Origin of the sequence: Brevibacterium sp. 'Marine', assembly GCF_012844365.1 — a bacterium.
GTDB lineage: Bacteria > Actinomycetota > Actinomycetes > Actinomycetales > Brevibacteriaceae > Brevibacterium.
Genome location: NZ_CP051626.1, coordinates 793,577 through 813,123 on the forward strand (window position 1 = coordinate 793,577; position 19,547 = coordinate 813,123).

Genomic DNA, 19,547 nt, shown 5'->3' on the forward strand with positions numbered 1-19,547 from the left:
GGGGCATGACGACGACACTGACTCCACAGCTGCGTGCCGGTCGGCGCGAGTGGGTCGGCCTTGCGGTGCTCATGATCCCCGTGCTGCTGATCTCGATCGACAACACGGTGCTCGGCTTCGCGATCCCCGCGATCAGCACCGGGCTGCATCCGACCGGCACGCAGCTGCTGTGGATCGTCGACATCTACGCGCTCATGCTCGCCGGTCTGCTGGTGGCCATGGGCAGCCTCGGCGATCGAGTCGGGCGTCGCAAACTGCTCATCATCGGGTCCGCCGGATTCGGTGCGGCCTCACTGCTCGCGGCGTTCTCCACCTCGGCAGAGATGCTCATCCTCGCCCGCGCACTGCTGGGCATCTTCGGGGCCACCCTCATGCCCTCGACGCTGTCACTCATCCGCAACATCTTCGACCACGACAAGGACCGCCGCATCGCGATCGCCACCTGGGCCGCGATGTTCTCCGGCGGTGCCGCTCTGGGTCCGATCGTCGGCGGCTTTCTGCTCGAGCACTTCCACTGGAGCTCGGTCTTCTTCATCAACCTGCCGCTCATCGCGCTCTTCATCCCCGCGGCCGCCTTCCTGCTGCCCGAATCGCGCGATCCGAACCCCGGCCGCTTCGACCCGTTCTCCATCATCCTGTCGATGCTCGCCCTGGCCCCGCTCGTCTTCGCCATCAAACACAGCATGGCTTCTGGCGCCGACCTCCTCTTCTGGTTCACCCTGTCCGTGGCGATCGTCGCCGGCGCCAGCTTCGTCCTCCGCCAGCTCGCCACACCGAACCCGATGCTCGACGTCCGTCTGTTCGCGAACTCCGTGTTCACCTCGGCGGTGGTGTCGAACCTGCTGAGCGTCATGGGGCTGGCCGGGTTCCTCTACTTCGGTACCCAGCTGCTCCAGCTCGTGCTCGGGCTCTCTCCGATCGACGCCGCGCTTGTGCTCATCCCTGGGCTGATCACCTCGGTCGCGGCCGGCTACCTCGCGGTGCCGCTCATCGCCCGCTTCGAACCGCGCGTCGTCGTGCCCTGTGCGCTCGCGCTCAACGCCATCGGCATGGGCATCATCGCCTTCACCTCCGAACACTCCGTGATGGGAATGCTGCTGGCCTTCCTCATCCTCGGCATCGGACTCGGCACCGCCGAGGTCATCACGAACGACCTCATCCTCGCCGCGGTCCCGGCCCACAAGGCCGGAGCCGCCTCGGCGATATCGGAGACCGCCTACGAATTCGGATCCGTCATGGGCACGACCGTGCTCGGCGGGCTCTCGACCTTCATGTACGGATCCGCGCTGCAGTCCGCGATCGGGGACACAGCCGACAAAGCCGAGTTCGATACGCTCGGCTCCGCCCTCGAATACGCGTCCGGACTGAGTTCCGCAGCAGGTGAGAAGATCACCGAGGCGGCTGTGTCGGCCTTCGACTTCGGCGTGCAGTGGGCCGCCGGTGCGGCCGTCGCCCTCGTCCTCATCGCCGCTGTGCTCACGAGTTTCGGCCTCAAGGGGGCCGGGCGACTCCTGCCGAGAGCAGCCTCCCGATCTGATTCCGACCGCTGATCCCGCATCATGGGCAGTGGGCGCGGGGCAGAGCACGCTGGGCAGTGGACTCCCCACGAACATAGGTCAGCACCGGATACTTCTTGGGGGCAGAACGTATCCGGTGCTGACCTATGTTCGGCGCCGTTTACGACAAAGGACTGGGGAGACGTTCCTCGGCACGGAGCCGGGACCATCTCCCCAGTCGCTGGTGATCGCCGAGGCCGGAACCGCACCCAGCAAACGCGGCGGCCTACGCCGCGGCCGCTGGGATCAGCCCTGCGACGAGTTCGCCGGAGCGAGCACCTCCTGTGTCGCCTGCTTCTGCCGCTTGCGGGCGAGCACTCGGCCGATGCCGGTGTAGACCAGAGCGGCGATGAGCACGACGTAGATGACGATCGTGATCGGCGAGGACACCAAAGTCGACGCATCTCCGCCGGCCGCCAACAGGGCATCACGCAGGTTCGACTCGGCCAGGGGCCCGAGCACCATGCCGATCATCAGCGGCGCCAACGGCACACCGTAGCGCTTGAGCACGAAGCTCAACACGCCGATGCCCAGCAGAATGAGCAGCTCGAACGTCGAGGCAGACGTCGCATAGATGCCCAGGCCGCAGAAGACCGCGATGCCGCCGTAGAGGTACGGGTCCGGGATCTTCAGCAGCTTCGCCCACAGCGGAGCGAACGGCAGGTTGATGATGAGCAGGACGATCATCGCGACGAAGAAGCTCGCGAGCAGACCCCAGACGAGCTCGGGGGAGCGGTCGAAGAGCAGCGGACCGGGCTGGATGCCGTACTGACGGAACGCCGCGAGCATGATCGCCGCCGTCGCCGAGATCGGCAGACCCAGAGCCAACAGCGCACCCATCGCGATGCCCGTCGTCGCCGATCCGGCCGCCTCGGGGGCGGCAAGACCACGGATCGCGCCCTTTCCGAACTGCGGATCCTTCCGCCGGGAATCGAGCTTGCGCTCCAGGCCGTAGGCCATGAACGTCGGAACATCGGCACCGCCGACGGGGATGACGCCGAAAGGCAGACCGATCGCCGTGCCGCGCAGCCATGCCGGCAGAGCTTCGCCGACCTCCTTGCGGGAGAGGAACGGGCGGCCCGAGGAGCTGACTGTGTTGTCCGTGGCCTGGCGGCGGATCCGGGAGGCGATGAAGAACACTTCGCCCAGCGCCAGCACACCGACCGTCACCGTGACCAGCGAAACACCGTCGAAGAGTTCGGGGACGCCGAGGGTGAACCGCTCCGTGCCCGAAACCGAGTCGATGCCGATGACGGTGAAGCCGATGCCCAGCACCAGAGCCGTGAGCCCCTTGAGCACCGAATCGGCGACCACCGAGGAGGTGGCGACGAAGGCGAACAGGGCAAGGGCGAAGAACTCGGCCGGGCCGAAGCTCGTCGACAGATCCGCCAACGCGGGAGCGACGAAGACGACGAGGAAGCACGAGATGAACCCGCCGATGAATGCGCCGATCGCGGCGGTGGCCAGAGCCTGCGGGGCCCGCCCGGATTTGGCCATCTTGTGGCCTTCGAACGTCGAGGCGATCGCAGAGGCCTGACCCGGGGTGTTCATGAGGATGGCCATCGTCGAGTCGCCGAAGAGCCCACCGAAGTAGACGCCGGCGAACATGATGAACGCGCCTGTGGGGTCGAGGGCGAAGGTCATCGGCAGCAGCAGAGCCACGGCCATCGACGACCCGAGGCCCGGCAGTACGCCGACGGCGGTGCCGAGGAAGCATCCGACGAACACCCACAGCAGGTTCATTGGGGTCAGAGCGTGTGCGAAGCCTTCGAAGAGGGACATGAGAGCGTCCATATCAGAAGCCACCTCCCAGAATTCCCGAAGGAAGGTTGAGTCCCAGCATCACCGCGAAGGCGATGTAGACCAGGGACGAGAACGTCAGTGCCAGAGTGAGGTCGAACAGCGGCTTCTTCGATCCCATCGACCGGGCCACACACCAGAACAGCAGCGCTGCGGCGATGATCCACCCTGCGAATTCGAGGATGAGGGCGAACGCCGCGAAACCGCCGGCGCCCCAGGCCAGGGACACGAAGTCACTGTGAGTGCGGTGCGTCGAATCGGCCTTGCGGGCCGCGGCCAGAGCTGCGCGGTCGTCCTCGGGTTCGTCTTCCTCATGAGGGGTGAGCCGAGAGGCCGCGACTGCCGAGGTGACCGGAGTCGAGAACGCCTTGTCCTCTTCGACCTGGGCCGGGACCGCATCGTCGACGTCGACGGGTTCGGGATTGCGGATATAGGCAATGACCAGCAGGACCGTCAGCGCGTAGCCGACGAGCATGATGATCGTCGGGAAGAACTGCGGACCCGGTTTGTCCGCATCCGCAGGCACGTCCATCGTGAGGATGCCGACGAGCAGATAGGTCGAGAATGCACCCATGATGAGGGGAACGATGAGTCCTGACCTTCCCTGCCACCAGGTTCCCGCGCCGAGGTGGCCCGTGCGTTTCGTCGTCTGTGCGCTCACAGTCCCAACTCCTTCAGCAGCTTCTCCACCCGTGACGAGTCCTCCTTGATGAACTCGGCGAATTCGTCGCCGGTCAGCCACACGTCGGTCCATTTGTTCCGTTCGAGGGCGTCCTTCCAGGCCGCGCTGTCGCGGGTCTTCTGGAGGATGTCGAGCAGCTGGCTGGATTCCTCGCCGGTGATGTCCGGGGCGCCGAGCCAGCCGCGCCAGTTCGTCAGCGTGACCTCATAGCCCTGTTCGGACATCGTCGGCACCTCGTCGAAGCCCTCGATCCGCTTCGGGGCGGCCACGCCGATGGCCTTGACGCGTCCGGCTTCGATCTGGTCGGAGACCTCGTTGAAGCCGCAGGAGGCGAAATCGGTGGTCCCCGAGAGCAGCGTCTGGATCGCTTCGCCGCCGCCGGACTTCGGGATGTAGGTGATGTCGGACGCGGCGATCCCGCCGAGGAGCGCGAGCTGCGCGATCGTGAGATGGTCGACCGAACCCGCCGAACCGCCCGTCCACACGAGCCCCTTCGGGTCCTTCTTCCACGCGCCGATGACATCGTCGATCGTGTTGTGCGGGGAGTCGGCGGCGGCGATGAGGACGTCGTAGTCCTCGGCCACGCGGGCCATCAGGGTGGTGTTGTCGAATCCGACCGGCGACTTGTTCAGCGCGATCCCGCCGACCATGGCGGTGCCGGTGGCCAGGATCGTGTCCGCCTGGCCGTGCATCGTTGAGAACTTGCCGAGGCCGATCGTGCCGCCGGCACCGGGGATGTTGACGACCTGGGCGTTGTTGGCCAGCCGTTCGACGCGCATGGCCTGCTGGGTCTCGCGGGCAAAGCCGTCCCAGCCGCCGCCGGCGCCGGCCGGAGCGATGAGGGTGAGATTCGACGACAGGTCGCCCTTCGCCGAGGCGGCCCTGACCGAGTAGGTCGTCGCCGTTCCGATCGCTGCCAAGGCGATCGCCCCGTAGGCGATGCGTCCGAAGGTGCGTCGTGAGGGATGGGAGGATTCGACCGTCGAATCCTCGGGAGGTGGCGCCTGTGGCACGGTCTTCTCCTTTGAAGGCGAGTGTGATTCGAGACTCACCTTAGAGCTTGCTGAGTGTCCACTGCGAGCTTGTGCTCGCTCTGCGCTTTCTGCTCATTGAGCGCGTTGAGTGCATTCTGCTCACGGTGGGTCATCGCTGCGCGGCGTCGCCTGGTCGTCGCGGCTCGTCTGTGTGTGATCATTCCACCGAGGCATAACAGCGAAGATCGGGGACACGCCTCGGCTGACTGGCCGCAGACGAGGTGAACGGGCGGAGTGACTAGGGTGGGACCATGACTGATGCCGATTCTCCTGCCACCGTTCCTGCAGCACAGACCCCGTCCGGGGCCGGGGCCACCCCCGCTTCTGCGCCGGTGGCGAAGAAGGTTCCCTTCGAGCGCACCCACCACGGCCATACCTTCATCGACGATTACGAGTGGATGCGTGAGAAGGAGTCGCCCGAGGTCATCGCCCACCTCGAAGCAGAGAACGCCTGGACGAGCGCACAGACTGCTCACCTCGAAGGGCTCCGAGATTCGATCTTCACCGAGATCAAGACGCGCATCAAAGAGACCGATATGTCGGTGCCCAACCGGCGCGGGAACTATTGGTACTTCTCCCGCACGAAGGCCGGGCTCGACTACGGCATCAGCGTCCGGATCCCCATCTCCGGGCCCGACGACTGGACGCCGCCCGAGGTCGGCGAACAACCTATGCCCGGCGAAGAAGTCGTCTTCGACTCGAACATCGCCGCCGCTGGTCAGGAGTTCTTCTCCCTCGGTTCCTTCTCACTCTCGGACGACGGCAGCAGACTCCTCTACGGTGTCGACACCACCGGCGACGAACGCTACACCCTCCGACTCCGCGACCTGGTCACAGGAGATGACCTCGCAGACACGATCGAGGGCACCTTCGCCGGAGCCTCCCTCGACCCGAGCGGTCGCTTCGTCTTCTACACCACTGTCGACGACGCCTGGCGGCCGGAGAAGGTGTGGCGCCACGTGGTCGGCACCGACAGCAGCGACGACGTGTGCATCTTCCACGAACCCGATGAGCGCTTCTTCGTCGGATCGGGATTCTCACGTTCGGGCCGGATGATGTTCGTCGTCACCGGGTCGAAGACGACCACCGGGTACTGGGTCGTCCGCGTCGACGACCTCGAAGCCGAACCGCAGGAGATCTGGCCCCGTGTCGACGGAGTCGAATACACCGTCGAGCACGCCGTCATCGGCGGTGAAGACCGATTCCTCATCACCCACAACCGCAACCGCGCCGATTTCGAGCTCGTCGACGTCCCCGCCGCGGACCCGACCGCGCCCGGTCGAGACGTCATCGTCACCGAAGCCGCAGGCGGCAATGGAGAGCCGCATGACGGCGAACTGCGCAGCGGCGAACTGCGAGTTGATGACCTGCGCATCGAAGATGTCGACGCCTTCGCCGACTTCATCGTGCTCAGCTACCGTCGCGGCGGCTTCGCCCGCGTCGGCATCATCCGCCTCGGCGATGCCTCCTCTCCCTTCGGATCGCTGCAGGAGCTGCCCTTCGGTCGGGAGACCGGAACCCTGTCGCTGGGCGGCAACCCCGAATTCGCACAGACGAGCATCCGACTTCACTTCACCTCCATGTCAACGCCCGCGGTGCTCTATTCGCACAGCGTCGCAGACGGCACTGACACGGTCCTCAAGCGTCAGCCCGTTCTCGGATCCGTCGACCTCGACGCCTACACCGAAACCCTCCTGTGGGCGAAGGCCGGCGACGGCACCGACATCCCGATCTCGGTGGTCTTCCGCAAGGACCTGCACCGATCCGACGAACACGGCGAACACGGCAATCCCGCCTCGACGGAGGACACAGCGGACGGAGTCGGCGCGGACGAGGCGAACGGCAGAGCCGCCTCGGCGAAACCGCTGCTCCTCTACGGGTACGGCTCGTACGAGGCGAGCATGGACCCGTACTTCTCGGTCTCGCGGCTGTCGCTGCTCGACCGCGGCGTCGTCTTCGCCATCGCGCACGTGCGCGGCGGCGGCGAAATGGGCCGACACTGGTACGACCAGGGCAAGACGACGGCGAAGAAGAACACGTTCACCGACTTCATCGACGTCGCCCGCCACCTCATCGACACCGGGTGGACGAGTCCGGATCGGCTCGTGGCCAGCGGCGGATCGGCCGGGGGCCTGCTCATGGGTGCGATTGCGAACATGGCGCCCGAGCTCTTCGCCGGAATCAGCGCCGACGTGCCCTTTGTCGACGCGCTGACCTCGATCCTCATGCCCGAGCTGCCGCTGACCGTCATCGAATGGGAGGAGTGGGGCGACCCGCTGCATGATCCGGAGGTCTACGAGTACATGCGCTCGTACTCTCCCTACGAAAACGTCACCGAGGCGGCCTACCCGCAGATCTTGGCCGTGACCTCGCTCAACGACACCCGGGTCCTCTACGTCGAACCCGCGAAATGGGTCGCCCGACTCCGCGAGGTCGGTGCGAACGCCCTGCTCAAGACCGAAATGGTCGCCGGGCACGGCGGGGTCTCCGGGCGGTATGACGCCTGGAAGGAAGTCGCATTCGAATACGCCTGGATCCTCGACGTGCTGGGACGATCGGACGTCGAAACAGAGCCCTGAGGGGACGACTGTCGCCGCAGATAACGATAACGGGACGATTGTCTCCAAAACCCGGATTCGGCACCCGGTGTCAGTGCCGGGCCATAGAGTGGATATCATCACATTCGACGTGATGCGCGTCATGAACTCAGAACGGTCTGAGTGACGGCGGCGCATCATTCATCTGCATTGCCGTCACTGTCCTTGCCCGCGAGGAGCGGCGGTGTCGAATGCAGAATTCGTGACGGATCCGCACCGGCGGACCGAAATTCCGAAAGGGAGAAGAATGCGTCTCAGCAAAGTGGCCACAGCGATGGTGGCAGTCGGTTCGATTCTTGCGGTTTCGGCCTGCGGCGGCGGTGAGAGCGGTGGCGGCGAAGGCGATTCGTTCTCCATCGGCGTCTCGCAGCTCGTGCAGCACCCGGCGCTCGACGCCGCGACCGAAGGCTTCAAGAAGTCCTTCGAGGATGCCGGCGTCGACGTCGAATGGGACGTGCAGAACGCCCAGGGCGAACAGGCCAATGCGACCTCGATCGCACAGCAGTTCGCCAGCGACGACCTCGACCTCGTCCTCGCCGTCGCCACCCCGGCCGCTCAGGCCGCGGCCCAGGCGATCACCGACAAGCCCGTGCTCTTCACCGCCGTCACCGACGCCGAGGAGGCCGGACTCGTCGATTCCAATGACAGCCCCGGCGGCAACGTCACCGGCACCTCCGACCTCAACCCGGTCGAAGAGCAGCTGAAGCTGGTCAAGGACGTCAAACCCGATGCGAAGACCGTCGGCATCGTCTACAGCTCCGGTGAGGTCAACTCGCAGGTGCAGGTCGATCTCGCGAAGAAGGCGGCAGAAGGCCTCGACGTGGAGATCAAGGAGGCGACGATCGCGAACTCGGGCGAGCTCGCTCAGGCCGTGGACTCGCTCGGCAAGGTCGACGCCTACTACGTGCCCACCGACAACAACGTCGTCTCGGCAGTGTCGACCATGGTCCAGGCGGCAGAGAAGAACAAGGCTCTGCTCGTCGGGTCAGAAGCCGGCCAGGTCGAATCCGGCGCGGCGATCACCCGCGGCATCGACTACACGAAGCTCGGAGAACAGACCGGCGAAATGGCTCTGAAGATCCTCCAGGACGGAAATAAGCCCGCCGAAATGCCCGTCGAGACCAGCTCGAACCTCGAGCTCGTCGTCAACCCGAAGGCCGCCGAGGCCCAGGGCGCCGAGATTCCGCAGAAGCTCGTCGACGAGGCCGACAAGGTCATCGAGTAACCGACACCAACCGTGACCCGGTGCAGAGAGTCCTGAACTCCTCGATTCCACCGACGTCACCGGCCCCGAGGCCGCCGGCGCTGACACCGACGACCTCGGGGCCACCACGAACCACACACCAGAAATGAACGGAAACCCATGTTCGGAGCATTGGAGCTCGGGCTCATCTACGGCGCGATGGCGCTCGGGGTCTATCTGACCTTCAAGGTCCTCAACTTCCCCGACCTCACCGTCGACGGAAGCTTCACCACGGGCGGGGCCACCGCAGCCTCCCTCATCATCGCCGGGGTCAACCCCTTCCTGGCCACGCTCGCGGCGATCGGCGCCGGACTCATCGCCGGCTACATCACCGGCCTGCTCCACACGAAAGGCGGCATCGACGGACTGCTCGCCGGAATCCTCACGATGATCGGCCTGTGGTCGATCAACCTGCGGATCATGGGGAAGGCGAACCTGCCGCTCCTGCGAGAAGACACTGTTTTCACCCCGCTGCGCGAGAACATGCTCATGGGCACCTGGGTGTCGATTGCGATCCTGCTCGCCTTCGCACTCATCCTCAAGTTCGCCATCGACTGGTTCCTCACCACCGATCTCGGACTGGCCATCCAGGCCACCGGCAACAACAAAGAGATGATCCGCAGTCTCGGCGTCAACACCGACAACTCGACGATGCTCACCCTGGCGCTGTCGAACGGATTCGTCGCGCTCTGCGGAGCGCTCGTCGCTCAGTACCAGGGGTTCTCCGATATCAGCATGGGCATCGGCCTCATCCTCGTCGGGCTCGCCTCGGTGATCCTCGGCCAGGCCGTGTTCGGCAGCCGCAACATCGTCATGGCCAGCCTCGGCGCACTCCTCGGGTCGGTCGTCTACCGGCTCATCATCTTCCTCGCCCTGCGTGCGGGCCTGGATACGAACGATATGAAGCTGACGACCGCGCTGCTCGTCGTCATCGCACTGCTGCTGCCCAGGTGGGGATTCCTCAAACGGATCCCCTCACTGCGCGGACGCGGAAACCGCGCGGCCGCCTCGGTGCCGGCGGGAACGACCGATATGAAAGACCCCGCCGAGGTCGCCGACATCCCCGCCGGCGCGACCGGTGCCCGAGCCGGGAAGGAGATCTGAGACCCATGCTCACGATCGACAATATCTCCAAGACCTTCTTCCCCGGCACCGTCAACGAACGCAAGGCACTGCAAGGGCTTTCGCTCGAACTCGACGAATCCGACTTCGTCACCGTCATCGGCTCCAACGGTGCCGGAAAATCGACGCTACTCAACACCATCTCCGGCCGTCTGCCCATCGACACCGGATCGATCGCCATCGACGGCGCCGAGGTCTCGCGGATGCCCGAATACAAACGAGCGGGATACCTGGGCCGAGTCTTCCAGGATCCGATGGCCGGAACCGCTCCGGACCTCACGATCGAACAGAACCTCTCTCTTGCGCTCAAGCGCGGAAAGCCGCGCGGGCTGGGACGGGGGACCACCTCGGAACGGCGCGAACACTTCAAAGAGGAGCTGGCGACTCTCGAACTCGGCCTCGAGAACCGGCTGAAGACGAAGGTCGGACTGCTCTCCGGCGGACAGCGGCAGGCACTGAGCCTGCTCATGGCCGGATTCACTCAGCCGCGGATCCTGCTGCTCGACGAGCACACCGCCGCTCTCGACCCGCAGCGTGCTGCTCTGGTGTCGACCCTGACGAAGAAGATCGTCGAGGCCGACGGGCTGACCACCCTCATGGTCACCCACAATATGGAGCAGGCGATCGCGCTGGGCAACCGGCTGATCATGATGCACGAGGGACGGATCATCTACCAGGCTTCGGCCGAGGAGAAGAAGGACCTGACCGTCGAGACCCTGCTCGGCGAATTCTCGAAGCTCAAGGGAGCGACGCTCGGCGATCGGGCACTGCTGAACTGAGCCGAGGCTCGATAGCCGCTGAAGCGCATGGGTGCCGAGCTCGCTGGCGAACAGCCGCGCGCATGACACCCGGCCGAGGCACATAAGAGGGTGGTTCACACCGCGTGGTGTGGACCACCCTCTCTTCCGCACTGGCGAACTTTACCAACCGGTTGGTAAAGTCGAGGCATGGCGAATGACGGACGGATGCGGATTCTCGAGGCGGCGAAGGCTCTGGCCGAATCGCATGATTCGGTGCAGGGTGTGACGATCTCGCTCGAATCGGTCGCGCAGCAGGCGGGACTGACGAAACCGGGCCTGATGTATCACTTCCCGTCCAAGGAAGCGCTCATGCTCGGGCTCGTCGACCATGCCGCGAAAGACTGGGCGCAGCGGCTGCGTGAGCACACCGGACATTCGAGTCGGGAACTGACGAGCTTCGAACGGCACCGGGCCTACGTCACCGTGGCCACCACCGCCGAGGTCTCGCGCGCGGACTACTGGATCTTCTCCGATGCGCTCTACCACCCGAAGCTGTCGCGGGCGTGGAGCGAGCATCTCGGTCCGTGGTTCGACACCGCCGGGCTCGATGATCGTGCGGTGTCTCTGCTCACCGCCGCTCGTTTCTGTGCCGACGGCGCATGGATGTCCGAAGCCACCGGAGTGTTCCCCTCCACCGATCTCGCGGCCGTGCGCACGCACGCGCTCGCGCTCATCGACGCCGCTGAGGCAGCCATCGATGCCGCGGCGGGAGTCGCTGTGGGAACGTCCGACGATGCCGCGGCGGAGGTGACAGGATGAACTCGACACGTCTGCTGCTGCTCGTTACCGCCATCCTCGCCGAGGTGGCCGCCACCCTGATGCTGCGCGCCGCGGTCGCCGATCCGGTGTGGATTCCCGGGGTCGTCGTCCTCTACGCCGCGGCCTTCTTCATCCTCGGCCTCACCCAGCGGCTCGGTATGCCGCTGGGTGCCGTCTACGCGACCTGGTCGGCCAGCGGGGTCGCACTCGTGGCCGTGCTCGGTGTCGTGTTCTTCGGTGAACTTCTGAGCGTCGGCGCCATCATCGGCATCGCCCTCATCATCATCGGCGTCATCCTCGTCGAATCCGGCACTCCCGAAGAATCCGCGACCGTGGAGACGGAGGTGACCGAATGAGCTGGATGTGGTTGGCCCTGTCGATCCTCAGCGAGGTCGCCGGCACCCTGTGCCTGCGTGCGAGCGCCGGACTGCAGCGCAGGATCTGGTTCATTCCCGTGGCCATCAGCTACACCGCGGCCTTCTTCTTCCTCGGCCGCACACTTGCCGAGGGCATGCCTCTGGGCGTCGCCTATGGTCTGTGGGCGGCCTGCGGAGTCGCGCTGGTCTGCCTGCTCTCCCGGGTCATCTGGAAGGATCCGCTCACGCGCAAGGCGCTGCTGGGCATCGGCTTCATCACCGTCGGAGTCATCCTCGTCGAAATAGGCTGACCCGGGACTGCCGAATCGACCGGGACTGCCGAATCGACCGGGACTGCCCGATTGACCGTTCCCGCGCGGGGCAGGTCCGGGCGGCTCAGCCCGGTGCATCCTCGGCGATGGCGGCGGCCATTCGTTGCTGAGAATTTATTGTGAAGCCTCACGCAAGCTGTTATCGTCCGAAGGCATGACCCCTCTCAGATTCGACGACCACCACCGCTGGGGTTGGTCGACCCCGAATCGAGAGCGCCCGAGCTGCGGCTTCGCCAATGATTCCTGGGAACCCGTGGCCGTCGGCTGGTGGGGCGGAGAGCCCTAGTCACTGATCGCCGATCCGCAGACCATCTGCCAGATCGACGACCGCCGGCCGGTCGCATCACCTGATTCCCGACTCTGACCCGATGTGCGTTCATGCCATCGGGCCCTGATGCGTTCGTCTTCGTGCGCGGCACCGATCGATCTCGGCAGTTTCCGCAACAATCGAAAGAGTGTGAACCGACACATGACAGATGACTCCAACCGCACCGACGAACACGATCGGGGCCCGGATCAGCGGTCCGATGCCACCACCGAGGCGGCCCGCCGTGCCTCACGTGAACGGATCATGGCCGATGCCCGTCGGATGGGTGCCGACGCCAAACGCGTCGGTCGCGAGACCGGGCGCAACCTCGGCCAATTCGACTACCGCCGCCCTCGCGGTCCCGTGAAGGCCGATCTCGAAGACACACACGGCCACTACCCGCACGACACCCACCCGATCCTCGTGCCCGGCATCGCCATCGACGAACAGCGGCGCCGGTACTCCCTCGACAAAGTGATCTTCGCGATCGCCGGAACCCTCACGGTCGCCTTCGTCATCTGGGGCATCGCCGATTCCGGCAGCGTTGCCTCGGTGGCGCAGGCTGCATTCGACTGGTCGACGATGAATGTGGGCTGGCTGTTCAACCTCGTCGCCCTCGTCATCCTCGTCGCCATGCTCATCCTCGCGTTCTCCCCGTACGGAAAGATCCCGCTCGGAAAGGACGGGGAGAAGGCCGAGTTCTCCACGTTCGCCTGGGTGGCGATGCTCTTCGCCGCGGGCATCGGCATCGGAGTCCTCTTCTTCGGCCCCTCCGAGCCGCTGACCTACTTCATCACTCCACCCCCGCTGACGAATGACCCAGAGTCGATCGAAGCGCTCCACGGCGCGATGGCGCAGACCTACTACCACTGGGGATTCCACGCTTGGGCGATGTACGCCTTGGTGGGCGGTGCGATCGCCTACGCCGCCTACCGCCGCGGCAGGTCCCTGCTGCTGTCCTCGATCTTCGTCAGCCTCTTCGGCAAACGACAGTCGGAGGGCTTCGCCGGCAAACTCGTCGACATCTTCGCCATCGTCGCCACACTGTTCGGCACGGCCGCCGCGCTCGGCATCGCAGCCATGCAGATCGGCACCGGAGTGAGCATCGTCTCCGGTGCGGGACCGATGACGAACAATATGCTCGTCATCATCATCCTCGTCCTCACCCTCGGCTTCATCATCTCTGCGGTCTCGGGTGTCTCGAAGGGCATCCGCTACCTGTCGAGCATCAACATCGTGCTCACGATCGGCATCGTCGGCATCGTCCTCTTCCTCGGGCCGACTCTGTTCCTGCTCAACCTGCTGCCCTCGGCGCTCATGGAGTACCTCGGGTCGATGTTCGATCTCATGGGCAAGTCCCTGTCCTGGGGTTCCGAGACCCAGGAGTTCCAGTCGGTGTGGACCGTCTACTACTGGGCCTGGTGGATCTCCTGGTCGCCTTTCGTCGGCACCTTCATCGCCCGCATCTCGCGCGGGCGCAGCATCCGCCAGTTCCTCCTCGGCACGATCTTCATCCCCTCGACGCTGCTCTTCGTCGCCTACGGGATCATGGGAGGAACCTCGATCTCGATGTACCGGGACGGCGCCGCCGGATTCTCCGACAGCATGGCCGCACCCGAGGTCTTCTTCGCGCTCGTCGACAACCTGCCCTACGTCGAATGGCTGCCGTTCGCGGCGATCGTCGTGCTCGCGATCTTCTTCATCACCTCGGCTGACTCCGCCTCCGTGGTCATGGGCATGCTCGCCAGCCGCGGCGACCAGGAGCCGAAGAAGTGGGTGGTCGTGTTCTGGGGCCTGGTGATGTCGGGCATCTCCGTGGTGATGCTCCTGCTCGGCAACGCGAACGCGCTCGAGGGCCTCCAGCAGCTCGTCATCGTCACGGCTGTGCCGTTCGCGGTCATCATGCTCTTCATCATCATCGCCTGGGTGAGGGAGCTGCGCACCGACCCGATGGCGCTGCGCCGGAAGTACGCGCAGAATGCCGTGGACAATGCGGTGGTCGCCGGTGCCGAATCCTACGGCGACGACTTCGCCCTGCAGGTCGTGCCCACCGAACCGGGAGACGGCGCGAACTGCGGCATCGACTCCGAACACGAGGACTACACCGACTGGTACCAGCGCACGGATGAGAACGGCGAACCCGTCGGATTCGACTACGAGACGGGGGAGTGGGCCGACGGATGGACTCCGGAAGACGGTACCGCCCCCGCCGAGGCGGACGCCGCCTCGACGACGGAAGCGACGGAAGGGAACGCCGCCTCCACGACCGATGCGGACTCCGTGGCCGCCTCGGCGACCGATGCGGACTCCGTGGCCGCCTCGGCGACGGAACCCGACCCGGATTCAGTGACCGATTCCGCAGCCGACCTCGGCTCCGACCGCAGAGAGGACCACTCATGACCACCCCGAACATCGTCGTCATCCAAGCCGATCAGATGGCCGCCCAGGCCCTGGGAGCCTATGGTGACGCCGCCGCGCTGACGCCGAATATGGACGCCCTGGCCGCCGATGGAGCCGTCTTCGACCGTGCGTACTGCAATACTCCGCTGTGCTCGCCGTCGCGGGCGTCGATGATGACCGGGCGGATGCCCTCGGAGATCGACTGCCTCGACAACGGCGATGACTTCGCAGCCTCGGTGCCGACCTTCGCCCACCGCCTTCGCAAGCTCGGCTATCACACGGCGCTGATCGGGCGGATGCACTTCATCGGTCCTGATCAGCACCACGGTTTCGAAGAGCGGCTGACCACGGACGTGTACCCGGCCGACCTCGATATGGTGCCCGACTGGAACCGTCCCCTGGAACAGAAGCTGCAGTGGTATCACGAGGCCGACCCCGTGTTCACCGCCGGTGCGGCGACCGCGAACGTCCAGCAGGACTTCGACGACGAGGTGATCTTCAAGACCCTGCGTCACCTCAACGATCGCAAACGCGCGAACCAGGCCGCCGGGACCGACCAGCCGTTTTTGATGGTCACCTCGTTCATCCATCCCCACGACCCGTACGAGCCGCCGAAGGCCAACTGGGACCGATTCGCCGAGGTGGCCATCCCGGACCCAGCCCACCCCGAGGTTCCCGATCCGGCCGTGGACCCGCACAGCCACCGCCTGCGCACGATGTGCGGCTTCGACGAACGCGAACCGGGCACCGAGGATGTGCGGCGAGCGCGTCGGGCCTACTATGCGGCGGTCAACTACATCGACGACCACGTCGGGGCCATCCGGCGTCGGCTGGCCGAACTCGACCTCGCGGACAACACCGTCATCATCGTCACGAGCGACCACGGCGACATGCTGGGGGAGAAGGGGCTGTGGTTCAAGATGTCCCCGTACGAACAGTCCTCCCGGGTTCCGCTCATCATCAACGGTCCCGCCGAGGTGATCGCCCCGGGCCGGTACGCGAACCCGGTCAGTCTCGTCGACCTCGCGCCGACCCTGCTCGACATCGCCCAGGGTACGGGAGAAGTCGAGCCGGGATCGGTGGGTGCCGGCGATGCGAACTCCGGGGCCGCCTCGGCGATCGATGACGGTCTGAGCGGAACCTCGCTGCTCGAGTCCGCTCGGCGGGAGGCCGCTGGCGAGTTCGGGTCCGAGGACCGCGACGTCGTCATCGAGTACTTCGCCGAAGGCACCTACCGGCCGCAGGTCACTTTGGTGCGTGGGGATCTCAAGCTCACCGTGTGCCCGGGCGACCCGGAGCTGCTCTTCGACCTGGCCGCCGACCCCGACGAGCTGGTCAATCGGGCCGAGGATCCGGCCTATGCCCAGGCGCGGGAGTCGATGCGCGCCGAACTCGAGTACCACTACGATCTCGAGCATCTCGAGGAGCATGTGCTCGGTTCGCAGCGCAGCCGGCAGCTTGTCGCCGATGCGCTCAAGGTCGGCCGTGCCCGCCACTGGGACTTCGACCCGGAGCCGGAGCACGGCTACGTGCGCGGTGACTTCTGGTCGGCGTTCCGCTTCGGCAAGATCCCTGCCGCCGACTGACCGCGCTGCACCCGCGGGTTCGAAGTGTGAGCGCCCCGATCCAGATCACTGCGCTCACACTTCGAACCCGCTGAAGCGGCTTTCAGGGCTGCTGGGCGGGTGAGCCGCCTCGGCGAGAACAATTCACCTGGTCTTAGGTGAGTTGCAGGTCATATTCTCAGAAACCGGTGGCATCATTCGAGGTAGGAGGGATGCCATGACCATCTTTGAGTCGACATCTGAAGTTCCGCTCGGTGCGGAGACCACATTCGACTGGCACGCTCGGCCAGGAGCGCTGACCCGCCTCTCGCCGCACTGGGCCCAGGAGATCGTCGAAGAGAGCTATCCTCCGATCGCCCCGGGCTCGGTGGCGCAGGTGAGGACGAGCGTGCCCGGCACCTACGGGCTCGTGCGACGGCCGTTCAGCTCGGTGCACTCGGAGGGGCCATCGCGGTTCTCGTTCGTCGACGAACTGAAGAAGGGCCCGCTGAGCCAGTGGAAGCACACGCACGAGTTCACCTCGGTCGCCGGCGGGACGAAGATCGACGACCACATCGAATTCTCCATGGCTCCCCAGGGCTTCGACGTCATCGACCGCGGGCTCACCCACTACCTCGAAGCCACTTTCGACGCCCGCCGCAAGCGGATGCTCATGGACATCGCCTTTCTCGAATCCACGAACGCGCCCCTGCTGACGCGGAAGAAGGGCAAACACATCCTCATCGCCGGCGGAAGCGGAATGATCGGACGCCAGGTCGCCGCACTGTTCTCCACCGCCGGACATTTCGTCCGACTGCTTGTCCGCGAGACCCCGAAGTTTCCGTATGAGGTGCATTGGAACCCTGATCTGGGAATCCTCAACCCACGGGACCTCGCGTGGGCGGATGCGGTGGTCCACCTCGGCGGGCGATCCATCGCCACGCGGTTCACCAAGCACGCGAAGGACGAGATCTGGTCTTCCCGCATCGACTCGACGAGGCTGCTCGTCGAAACGATGCGCGGTCTGCCCGAAGAGAAGCGTCCGTCGGTCTTCGTCTGCGCCTCTGCGGTCGGATATTACGGGGCGAAAGCCGACGAACCTGTCGACGAGACGGGGCCGGCCGGCGAAGGATTCCTCGCCGAGGTGTGCCAGAAGTGGGAGGAGACGGCGGCCGGGGTCGAGGACGCCGGAATCAGGCGCGTGTCCATCCGGACCGGCGTCGTCCTCAGCTCTTTGGGCGGTCTGCTCAAACTGCAGGCGCCGCTGTTCCTCGCCGGTGCCGGCGGTCGATTGGGCAGCGGGGAGCAGGCCCTGGCCTGGATCTCCCTCGACGACGTGGCACGCACGTATGTGCACGCCGTCCTCTACGACTATGTGCGGGGACCCGTGAACGCTGTCGCCCCGGATCTCGTTTCGCAGGCGGAATTCGCCGAGGCTCTCGCCGCCCACCTGCGCAGGCCCGCATGGATCCCGACGCCCGGTTTCATCACCGAGATCATGCTCGGCCGTGACGGGGCGAAGGAGCTCGCGCTGGCCGATCAGCGGGTGGTGCCGGAGAAGCTGGAGGAAACCGGCTACCAGTTCGCTCACCCGACGCTTGCCGATTGCTTCGACGAGGAGCTCGGCATCGGGGCGTGATGCAGAAGTCCCCTCCGCTCGGCAGACGAGCCTGACGGAGGGGACCGGTGTTACTGCTGTTGCTTCTGCGGCCGCAGATCAGAAGCGCTTCGAAGCGATCTCCGCGCCTTCGGTCAGGGACTGCAACTTCGCGACGGCGATGTCCGGGTGGACTCGCCCGCCCAGGCCGCAGTCGGTGGAGGCGACGACGTTCTCGGGTCCGACGAGCTTGGCGAATCGACCGATGCGTTCGGCGACGAGTTCGGGATGTTCGACGACGTTCGTCGAGTGGGAGACGATTCCGGGAATGATGTACTTGCCCTCTGGCAGCTTCTTCTCTTCCCAGATCCGCCATTCGTGTTCGTGGCGGACGTTCGCGGCTTCGAAGGTGATGCCGGCGGCGTTGATCGAGAGCACCTGGTCGACGATCTCGATGAACGGCAGGTCGGTGACGTGGGGCCCGTGCCAGGAACCCCAACAGGTGTGCACGCGCACCTGCGCCGGGTCGATTCCGCGCAGCGCATGGTTGAGGGCGTCGATGCGCACCTGGATGAACGAGCGGTAGTCAGCGAACGACGGTTCCGGGTTGATCTGGTCGAAGTTCTCAGCCAGGGAGGGATCGTCGATCTGGACGGTCAGACCCGCCTCGGTGATGGCGAGGTATTCCTCCCGCAGCACATCGGCCCACGCCCAGATGAACTCCTCATCGGATGAGTAGTACTCGTTGGCGATGCGGGAGGCCGAACCGGGGGAGAGCGCATTGATGTACCCGGCACGCTCGTCGTACCCGGCGGCAGCCAGACCGGCCTTGATGTTCGCGACGTCGCGGTTGACCTGGTCCTGACCGATGTAGCTGATCGGACCGGTGGCCTTCGGGAACTGCGGCTGCTGGCCGGTGTCGGTTCCGGCGTCGGCGTCGGAGTAGACGTTGGGGAACAGGTTGCGATCGCGGCGGTCGCCGAAGCTGGTGAGAACCGTCTTACCGGGTTCGGAACGCACGGCCGGTGCATCCCACTTGTCGACGTCGTCGAGCTCGAGTCCGCCGGTGCGGGCGAATGAGTAATGCCACCATGCGCCGTAGTCGAAGTCGGCGGCCATGGCGTGACCATATTCGCCGTCGTTGGGCAGTGAGATGCCCAGGTTCTTCTGCCGCTTGACGAGGTCGGTGACGCTGGCAGCGAGGAGCTCGTCGAATTCCTGCTCCTGTTCCTGCGACACGGACTCGCCGGCCAGGCGGGCGGTGTTCTGCGCCTGCTTGACCTTGTTGGCCTCGATGAGTTCGGGGGTGCGGGGTAAGGATCCCGCGTGGGATGTGCGGATCGTCGCCATGACTGGCTCCTCTTCCTTGAATGTGGTGTCTTTGGTCTGCGCTTCCGAAGCCGTTCGAACGCAACGCC

General features: G+C 65.4%; 17 protein-coding genes. 12 read left to right on the top strand and 5 right to left on the bottom strand.

From position 1 onward, the window contains the following. Window positions 1-5: 5 nt before the first annotated feature. Window positions 6-1,550, top strand: a complete 1,545-nt coding sequence (locus tag HF684_RS03440; RefSeq protein ID WP_169251359.1) for an MFS transporter — start codon at window positions 6-8, stop codon at window positions 1,548-1,550. Window positions 1,551-1,802: 252 nt separating this feature from the next. Here HF684_RS03440 and HF684_RS03445 read toward each other — a convergent pair whose 3' ends face one another. Genes HF684_RS03445 through HF684_RS03460 form a run of 4 tightly spaced genes read right to left on the bottom strand, consistent with a single transcriptional unit; the run spans window position 1,803 to window position 5,233 of the window. Further along, the gene (locus tag HF684_RS03445) at window positions 1,803-3,350 is read right to left on the bottom strand and encodes a tripartite tricarboxylate transporter permease (protein WP_169251360.1); all 1,548 of its coding nucleotides are present in this window, start codon (window positions 3,348-3,350) and stop codon (window positions 1,803-1,805) included. A 1-nt stretch (window position 3,351) separates the two neighbouring features. Then, complete coding sequence (locus HF684_RS03450; protein ID WP_248279100.1) at window positions 3,352-4,017, bottom strand: tripartite tricarboxylate transporter TctB family protein; 666 nt, start codon at window positions 4,015-4,017, stop codon at window positions 3,352-3,354. Next, window positions 4,014-5,051, bottom strand: a complete 1,038-nt coding sequence (locus HF684_RS03455) for a tripartite tricarboxylate transporter substrate-binding protein (protein WP_169251362.1) — start codon at window positions 5,049-5,051, stop codon at window positions 4,014-4,016. The genes HF684_RS03450 and HF684_RS03455 overlap by 4 nt, the downstream gene beginning before the upstream one ends. Window positions 5,052-5,086: 35 nt before the next feature. Beyond that, window positions 5,087-5,233, bottom strand: a complete 147-nt coding sequence (locus tag HF684_RS03460; RefSeq protein ID WP_169251363.1) for a hypothetical protein — start codon at window positions 5,231-5,233, stop codon at window positions 5,087-5,089. 90 nt (window positions 5,234-5,323) lie between these two features. Here HF684_RS03460 and HF684_RS03465 point away from each other — a divergent pair, with 90 nt between their 5' ends. The 11 genes from HF684_RS03465 (at window position 5,324) to HF684_RS03510 (ending at window position 18,171) form a co-directional block, all read left to right on the top strand. After that, window positions 5,324-7,651 (top strand): S9 family peptidase, encoded by a 2,328-nt coding sequence (locus HF684_RS03465; protein ID WP_169251364.1) that lies wholly within the window; start codon window positions 5,324-5,326, stop codon window positions 7,649-7,651. A 265-nt stretch (window positions 7,652-7,916) separates the two neighbouring features. Continuing rightward, window positions 7,917-8,894, top strand: coding sequence for an ABC transporter substrate-binding protein (locus HF684_RS03470; protein ID WP_169251365.1), 978 nt, complete (start codon window positions 7,917-7,919; stop codon window positions 8,892-8,894). A 138-nt stretch (window positions 8,895-9,032) separates the two neighbouring features. Next, window positions 9,033-10,016, top strand: a complete 984-nt coding sequence (locus HF684_RS03475) for an ABC transporter permease (RefSeq protein ID WP_169251366.1) — start codon at window positions 9,033-9,035, stop codon at window positions 10,014-10,016. 5 nt (window positions 10,017-10,021) lie between these two features. Then, the gene (locus HF684_RS03480) at window positions 10,022-10,813 is read left to right on the top strand and encodes an ABC transporter ATP-binding protein (RefSeq protein ID WP_169251367.1); all 792 of its coding nucleotides are present in this window, start codon (window positions 10,022-10,024) and stop codon (window positions 10,811-10,813) included. 168 nt (window positions 10,814-10,981) lie between these two features. Continuing rightward, on the top strand, window positions 10,982-11,593 hold the full coding sequence (locus HF684_RS03485) for a TetR/AcrR family transcriptional regulator (protein ID WP_169251368.1): 612 nt from the start codon (window positions 10,982-10,984) through the stop codon (window positions 11,591-11,593). Next, window positions 11,590-11,949 carry an SMR family transporter gene (locus tag HF684_RS03490; protein WP_025779936.1) on the top strand — a complete coding sequence of 120 codons (360 nt, stop codon included), beginning with the start codon at window positions 11,590-11,592 and terminating at the stop codon, window positions 11,947-11,949. Before HF684_RS03485 ends, HF684_RS03490 begins: the two co-directional genes overlap by 4 nt. Next, the gene (locus HF684_RS03495) at window positions 11,946-12,260 is read left to right on the top strand and encodes an SMR family transporter (protein ID WP_025779934.1); all 315 of its coding nucleotides are present in this window, start codon (window positions 11,946-11,948) and stop codon (window positions 12,258-12,260) included. Before HF684_RS03490 ends, HF684_RS03495 begins: the two co-directional genes overlap by 4 nt. A gap of 175 nt (window positions 12,261-12,435) precedes the next feature. After that, the gene (locus HF684_RS18925; RefSeq protein ID WP_276605997.1) at window positions 12,436-12,567 is read left to right on the top strand and encodes a hypothetical protein; all 132 of its coding nucleotides are present in this window, start codon (window positions 12,436-12,438) and stop codon (window positions 12,565-12,567) included. Between the two features lie 303 nt (window positions 12,568-12,870). Further along, window positions 12,871-14,988: a BCCT family transporter gene (locus HF684_RS03500; RefSeq protein ID WP_169253749.1), complete on the top strand. Its 2,118-nt coding sequence runs from the start codon at window positions 12,871-12,873 to the stop codon at window positions 14,986-14,988. Next, entirely contained in the window at window positions 14,985-16,574 is a 1,590-nt protein-coding gene (betC, locus tag HF684_RS03505) for a choline-sulfatase (protein WP_169251369.1), read from the top strand. The genes HF684_RS03500 and betC overlap by 4 nt, the downstream gene beginning before the upstream one ends. Before the next feature lie 196 nt (window positions 16,575-16,770). After that, on the top strand, window positions 16,771-18,171 hold the full coding sequence (locus HF684_RS03510) for a TIGR01777 family oxidoreductase (RefSeq protein ID WP_169251370.1): 1,401 nt from the start codon (window positions 16,771-16,773) through the stop codon (window positions 18,169-18,171). Between the two features lie 78 nt (window positions 18,172-18,249). Here the strand turns inward: HF684_RS03510 and HF684_RS03515 are convergent, their stop codons facing one another. Further along, entirely contained in the window at window positions 18,250-19,479 is a 1,230-nt protein-coding gene (locus HF684_RS03515) for a cobalamin-independent methionine synthase II family protein (RefSeq protein ID WP_169251371.1), read from the bottom strand. Between the last annotated feature and the right edge of the window lie 68 nt (window positions 19,480-19,547).

Coding starts and splice junctions, on each gene's coding strand:
- HF684_RS03440 (WP_169251359.1), top strand. CDS start 6: ATGACGACGACACTGACTCCACAGCTGCGTGCCGGTCGGCGCGAGTGG.
- HF684_RS03445 (WP_169251360.1), bottom strand. CDS start 3,350: ATGGACGCTCTCATGTCCCTCTTCGAAGGCTTCGCACACGCTCTGACC.
- HF684_RS03460 (WP_169251363.1), bottom strand. CDS start 5,233: ATGATCACACACAGACGAGCCGCGACGACCAGGCGACGCCGCGCAGCG.
- HF684_RS03465 (WP_169251364.1), top strand. CDS start 5,324: ATGACTGATGCCGATTCTCCTGCCACCGTTCCTGCAGCACAGACCCCG.
- HF684_RS03470 (WP_169251365.1), top strand. CDS start 7,917: ATGCGTCTCAGCAAAGTGGCCACAGCGATGGTGGCAGTCGGTTCGATT.
- HF684_RS03475 (WP_169251366.1), top strand. CDS start 9,033: ATGTTCGGAGCATTGGAGCTCGGGCTCATCTACGGCGCGATGGCGCTC.
- HF684_RS03480 (WP_169251367.1), top strand. CDS start 10,022: ATGCTCACGATCGACAATATCTCCAAGACCTTCTTCCCCGGCACCGTC.
- HF684_RS03485 (WP_169251368.1), top strand. CDS start 10,982: ATGGCGAATGACGGACGGATGCGGATTCTCGAGGCGGCGAAGGCTCTG.
- HF684_RS03490 (WP_025779936.1), top strand. CDS start 11,590: ATGAACTCGACACGTCTGCTGCTGCTCGTTACCGCCATCCTCGCCGAG.
- HF684_RS03495 (WP_025779934.1), top strand. CDS start 11,946: ATGAGCTGGATGTGGTTGGCCCTGTCGATCCTCAGCGAGGTCGCCGGC.
- HF684_RS18925 (WP_276605997.1), top strand. CDS start 12,436: ATGACCCCTCTCAGATTCGACGACCACCACCGCTGGGGTTGGTCGACC.
- HF684_RS03500 (WP_169253749.1), top strand. CDS start 12,871: ATGGGTGCCGACGCCAAACGCGTCGGTCGCGAGACCGGGCGCAACCTC.
- betC (WP_169251369.1), top strand. CDS start 14,985: ATGACCACCCCGAACATCGTCGTCATCCAAGCCGATCAGATGGCCGCC.
- HF684_RS03510 (WP_169251370.1), top strand. CDS start 16,771: ATGACCATCTTTGAGTCGACATCTGAAGTTCCGCTCGGTGCGGAGACC.
- HF684_RS03515 (WP_169251371.1), bottom strand. CDS start 19,479: ATGGCGACGATCCGCACATCCCACGCGGGATCCTTACCCCGCACCCCC.